At 69.8% G+C, this 5211-nt stretch carries 5 protein-coding genes; all 5 read right to left on the bottom strand.

The features are described from left to right. Positions 1–129: 129 nt before the first annotated feature. The 5 genes from QN350_RS18850 to QN350_RS18830 are packed head-to-tail and all read right to left on the bottom strand — an operon-like array spanning position 130 to position 5172. The gene (locus QN350_RS18850; RefSeq protein ID WP_281534153.1) at positions 130–879 is read right to left on the bottom strand and encodes a Type 1 glutamine amidotransferase-like domain-containing protein; all 750 of its coding nucleotides are present in this window, start codon (positions 877–879) and stop codon (positions 130–132) included. Further along, positions 876–1487 (bottom strand): phosphoribosyltransferase, encoded by a 612-nt coding sequence (locus QN350_RS18845; RefSeq protein WP_322139109.1) that lies wholly within the window; start codon positions 1485–1487, stop codon positions 876–878. Before QN350_RS18845 ends, QN350_RS18850 begins: the two co-directional genes overlap by 4 nt. Beyond that, positions 1456–2679 carry a bifunctional 2-methylcitrate synthase/citrate synthase gene (locus tag QN350_RS18840; protein WP_281534152.1) on the bottom strand — a complete coding sequence of 408 codons (1224 nt, stop codon included), beginning with the start codon at positions 2677–2679 and terminating at the stop codon, positions 1456–1458. Before QN350_RS18840 ends, QN350_RS18845 begins: the two co-directional genes overlap by 32 nt. Positions 2680–2725: 46 nt before the next feature. Then, positions 2726–3637, bottom strand: coding sequence for a methylisocitrate lyase (gene prpB / locus QN350_RS18835; RefSeq protein WP_281534151.1), 912 nt, complete (start codon positions 3635–3637; stop codon positions 2726–2728). Then, the gene (locus QN350_RS18830) at positions 3637–5172 is read right to left on the bottom strand and encodes an MmgE/PrpD family protein (RefSeq protein ID WP_322139108.1); all 1536 of its coding nucleotides are present in this window, start codon (positions 5170–5172) and stop codon (positions 3637–3639) included. Before QN350_RS18830 ends, prpB begins: the two co-directional genes overlap by 1 nt. Between the last annotated feature and the right edge of the window lie 39 nt (positions 5173–5211).

The following is a 5211-nucleotide window of genomic DNA, read 5'->3' as shown; positions in this document are numbered from 1 at the left end:
CGCCGCCTCGAGGAACCCGGTCGCCTGGGCGAGCGCCCCCGCCGCGGGAGCGAGGGCCGCCGCCCAGCCGGGGTCGATCGATCCGGGGTCGATCGATCCGGGGTCGATCGATCCGGCGTCGGTCACGGCCTAGGCGCCGAAGGTGCTGACGAGCACACCGTTCTCGGACTGGCTGACCCGCCAGACGCTGCCGGAGCCGACGACGCGGAGGGCGCCCTCCCCGACGATGAGCGCGGTGTTCTCGTCGACGGCGAGGCCGCCGTCGATGAGGCCGGCTTCGGTTGCGGCGATCAGTCGGGACAGGGTTCCCCACTGGGCGGCGTGCACGTCGACGGTGACGTCGAGCAGGCCAATACCGGGCTGGATGGTGAGTTCGTCGAGGCCTTCCGAGGCCCCTTCTGCGCTGACCTCGACCTCGCCGAGACGCCAGCCGCCGACGAGGGCGCGTTCCGCGGCGATCATGGCGCCGGCCGAGTAGCCGAGGTACGGGACGCCGGCGGACACCTGGCGGCGGATCTCGCCGGCGATCGGGGTGAGTGCGGCAAGGTAGGCGGGAGTGAGCCCACCGCCGACGATGATGCCGTCGACGTCCGCGATCGCGGGCAGGGTCGCCGCATCGCTCAGCGCGAGTTCGGTGATCTTCGCCTCGAAGACCCCGGCCGAGCCGAGCGCGGCGGCCAGGGTTGCGGCGTGCTGGGCTGCGTCGTCGACAGCGTCGTCCGCGTCGGAAGTGCGGGGCGCACGCACCGCGATGATCGCGATCCGGGGTTCATCCCGACCGGCCGCCGTGGCACGCACGGTCGCCTCGGCAAGGAACGGGCCGAACACGGCCGCGCTGTGTTCGGCGGCCCAGCCGCCGCCGACGAGGTGGATGCTCATGCGACGACACCCGCGACGACAGGCGCGACGACCACATTCTCGACTGCGGCGGGGGCGACGACGGTCGCGACGATGGGGGCCAGCAGGGCCGTCACTTCGGGCGCGTCGACGATCGGGAGCGCCGACCACGGGAAGACGATCCAGTCGTCGGTCTCCCGCCAGGTGTAGTCCGGGATGAGGACCGTGCGCGGCTTGGTGTACAGGGTCGCGCAGCGCACCTCGGCCGCCGACTCGCGCAGCATCGCGAGCACGAGGGCGAGGGTGCGCCCGGAGTCGGAGACGTCGTCGACGAGCAACACGCTGAGGCCGGCGAGTGCCGGCGCGTCGAGCATCGGCCCGGAGAGCACGGGCTCGGGCAGGCGCTCGTCGACGCCGGTGTAGAACTGCACGTTGATGCTGCCGCAGTTCTTGGTGCCGAGGGCATAGGACATCGCGCCCGCGAGCAGCAGGCCGCCGCGCGCGATCGCGATCACCACGTCCGGGTGGAATCCGCTCGACAGCACGTCGACGGCCAGTTGCCGCGAGGCAGCGGCGAAGTCCTCCCAGCCGAGGATTTCCCGCTGGATGCCGGTCGTGTCAGTTGCTGAGTCGTCTGCGTCGAATGCCATTGTCCAATGGTAGGTCACCGGCCGGCTGCAGATCGGGTTCGGCTTCGTCGGCGAGGTGCCGTTCCGGGTGCCCGTCGTAGAGAGAGAGCGGCCGGATCAGGGAGTTCGAGGCGGTCTGCTCGATGATGTGCGCGGTCCAGCCGGCGATCCGGGCGGCCACGAAGAGGGGCGTGAAGGTCAGGGTGTCGAAGCCCATCAGGTAGTACGCCGGCCCGGACGGGTAGTCGAGGTTCGGCAGGATGCCGGTGCGCTCCTTCATCCCTGCGGCGAGGCGCTCGTAGAGCTCGATCAGGTCGGGGCGCTGGTAGTGCTCGACGAGGGTGAGCAGCGCGGTCTTCATCGTCGGCACCCGGGAGTCGCCGTGCTTGTAGACGCGGTGGCCGAAACCCATCACCTTTCGGTGGGCGTCGAGGGTCTCCTTGAGCCAGGCATCCGCCCGCTCGCCGGAGCCTTCGCCGAGGCCGATCTGCTCGAACGTGTGCATCACGGCTTCGTTGGCGCCGCCGTGCAGCGCACCCTTGAGGGCGCCGACCGCCCCGGTGATCGCCGAGTGCAGGTCGCTCATCGTGGAGGTGATCACGCGCGCGGTGAAGGTCGATGCGTTGAAGGAGTGGTCGGCGTACATGATCATCGACACGTCGAAGGCCTCGACGACGACGAGTTCCGGCACCTCGCCGAAGGTCATGAACAGGAAGTTCGCCGAGTAGCCGAGGTCGTCGCGCGGTTCGATCGGTTCGAGCCCGTGGCGGCGCCGCTGGTCGTACGCGACGATCGCGGGCATCTGGGACCAGAGCCGGAGGCCCTTGGCCTTGTTCGCCTCAGGCGAGGCGTCGTCGACCTGCGGGTCGAAGGCTCCGATCAGGCTCACGGCGGTCCGCACGACGTCCATCGGGTGCGCGGTCAGGGGAAGCTCGTCGATGACGCGGCGCACGGCGGGCTGGAGGTGGCGGAGCGACCGCTCCTCGTCCTCGAAGGCGGCGAGCTCGTCCGGCGTCGGCAGCTCACCGTTCCAGAGCAGGTAGGTGACCTCCTCGAAGCTCTTCTGCGCGGCGAGTTCCTGCACGGGGTAGCCCCGGTAGAGCAGGGAATTGGACAGGTCGTTGACCTTGGAGACGCCGGTGCGGTCGACCACGATTCCGGCGAGGCCCTTGTAGACCGTCGGTTCGGTGACGGCTGGTTCGTTCTGACTCATGTCGCTCCTTCGCGTGCGGTGAGTGCGTGGTTACGCGGGCAGGGTGTTAGGCGGGCAGGGTGGGGTTGAGGGTGAAGTTGAAAACGCCGGAGTCGAAGTGATTGTACGACTCGTAGTCGAGCAGCTCGTAGAGCTTCGAGCGGTGCTGCATCTCGGGCAGCATCGACTCGAGCGAGCCGTGTTCGATGATCGCGTCGAGGCCGCGGTCTGCGGCGCCCATCGCGAGGCGCAACAGGGAGACGGGGAAGATCACGAGGTTCATCCCGACATCGGCGAGCTGCCGCACGGTGAAGAGCTCCCCCTTGCCGAACTCGGTCATGTTCGCGAGCACGGGCACGTCGACGGCCGCACGGATCGCCGCGAATTCGGCGAGCGAGGCCATCGCCTCCGGGAAGATCGCGTCGGCGCCCGCGTCGACGAGCGCCTTCGCCCGGTCCACGGCCGCGGCGAGGCCGTCGACCGCACGGATGTCGGTGCGCGCCATCACGAGGAAGTTCGGGTCCCTGCGCGCATCGACGGCCGCGCGGATGCGCTTGCAGGCCGTCTCGAGGTCGACGACCTGCTTGCCGTCGAGGTGGCCGCAGCGCTTCGGGTTGACCTGGTCCTCGATGTGCATGCCGGCGAGGCCGGCGTCCTCGAGGGTCTGCACGGTGCGCGCGACGTTCATCGGCTCGCCGAAGCCGGTGTCGGCGTCCACGATCGCGGGCAGGTCGGTCATCCGGGCGATCTGCTGGCTGCGCCCGGCGACCTCGGTGAGGGTGGTCAGTCCGATGTCGGGCAGGCCGAGGTCTGCGGAGAGCACTGCGCCTGAGATGTAGACGCCCTCGAAGCCCTTCGCCTCGATCAGGCGGGCGGAGAGCGGGTTGAACGCCCCGGGGAAGCGGAGCAGGCGTCCGCTGGCCAGGTCGCGGCGGAAGCCCTCGCGCTTGGCGGCGGGAGTGCGGGTCGAATACAGCATCAGAAGATTCCGTTCGGGATGGGGACCGAGGTGAGCAGGCCGTTGCGGGCCACGATCGTGAGCTGGTCGAGGTCGTCGGCGGCGAGGTCGGGAAGCCGTTCGGCGGCGTCGAGGAAGCGCAGGATCTCGCCCTCCTCGAGCACGCCGGCGGCGAGCGTGCGGAACTTGTCAATGTACTCCGCCCGGCCGAAGGGCCGGGCGCCGAGCGGATGCGCGTCGGCAACGGCGAGCTCGTCGACGATGCGCTTGCCGTTGGCCAGCTCGATCTCGACGCGCCCGCCGAAGGCCTTCTCCGCGGGGTCCACCGAGTGGTAGCGCCGGGTCCACTCGAGGTCCTCCTCGGTCGTGACCTTGTTCCAGAGAGCGATGGTGTCCGCTCGGCTCGCCCGTTCCGGCCGGTAGGAATCGACGTGGTGCCAGCTGCCGTCCTGCAGCGCGACGGTGAAGATGTACGGGATCGAGTGGTCGAGGGTCTCCCGGGTCGCACTCGGGTCGTACTTCTGCGGGTCGTTCGCACCGGACCCGATCACGTTGTGGGTGTGGTGGCTCGTGTGGATCACGATCCGGGCGATGTTGGCCGGGTCGGCGAGTTCGGGGTGTTCGCGGTAGAGCTTGCGGGCGAGGTCGATGAGGGCCTGGGCCTGGTACTCAGCGGAGTGTTCCTTCGTGTAGCTGTCGAGGATGGCCCGCTTGGCCTCGCCCCGGCCCGGCAGGGCGACCTGGTACGAGGCGGCGGGACCGTCGAGCATCCAGGCGATGACGCCGTCCTCACCCTCATAGATCGGCGTCGGACTCGTCTCGCCGCGCATCGCGCGGTCGACGGATTCGACGGCCATCTTGCCGGCGAACGCGGGCGCGTATGCCTTCCAGCTCGAGATCTCGCCCTTGCGGGACTGCCGGGTGGCCGTCGTGGTGTGCAGCGCCTGCCCGATGGCCTGGAAGATCGTTTCGGTGTCGAGGCCGAGCAACGTGCCGATCCCGGCGGCGGCCGACGGGCCGAGGTGGGCGACGTGGTCGATCTTGTGTGCGTGCAGGCTGATCGCCCGCACGAGGTCGATCTGGATCTCGTAGCCGGTCGCGATCCCGCGCACGAGATCCCGCCCGGTCAGGCCGCGGGCGGCCGCGAGGTGCTGGGCGACGGCGAGGACCGGCGGGATGTTGTCGCCGGGGTGGGAGTACTCGGCGGCGAGGAAGGTGTCGTGGTAGTCCAGTTCGCGGACGGCGACGCCGTTGGCCCACGCCGCCCATTCCGGCGAGACCCGGCGGGAACGCTGTTCGCCGAACACGGTCGCGCCGACGCCGTTGAAGGATCGCGGATGCGCGAGCGCCTGCGAGCGCGCGGCGACGACCGGTCGCCGGGTGAGCGACGCCGCTGCGACGGCGGCATTGTCGATGACCCGGTTGATGATCATCTCGGTGACCTCGGCGGAGACCTCCACCGGGTCGGACGCGCACTCGGCGATCTTCCAGGCGAGCTGATCCGTGCGGGCCAGGTCTTCGTCGCTGCGGTGGACTCGAACATCGTGAAGCTGCACAGGGTTCCCTTCGGTGGTTCGGTTGGGCGGGGTTTCGGG

Origin of the sequence: Cryobacterium sp. 10I5 (assembly GCF_035019865.1) — a bacterium.
GTDB lineage: Bacteria > Actinomycetota > Actinomycetes > Actinomycetales > Microbacteriaceae > Cryobacterium > Cryobacterium breve_A.
Note: the sequence above shows the minus strand (reverse complement) of the source record. Positions and strands in the feature narration are given on the sequence as shown.

What these genes read in the sequence shown, in the direction of transcription:
- QN350_RS18850 (WP_281534153.1), bottom strand. Translation starts at nt 879, where the DNA reads ATGAGCATCCACCTCGTCGGCGGCGGCTGGGCCGCCGAACACAGCGCG.
- QN350_RS18845 (WP_322139109.1), bottom strand. Translation starts at nt 1,487, where the DNA reads ATGGCATTCGACGCAGACGACTCAGCAACTGACACGACCGGCATCCAG.
- QN350_RS18840 (WP_281534152.1), bottom strand. Translation starts at nt 2,679, where the DNA reads ATGAGTCAGAACGAACCAGCCGTCACCGAACCGACGGTCTACAAGGGC.
- prpB (WP_281534151.1), bottom strand. Translation starts at nt 3,637, where the DNA reads ATGCTGTATTCGACCCGCACTCCCGCCGCCAAGCGCGAGGGCTTCCGC.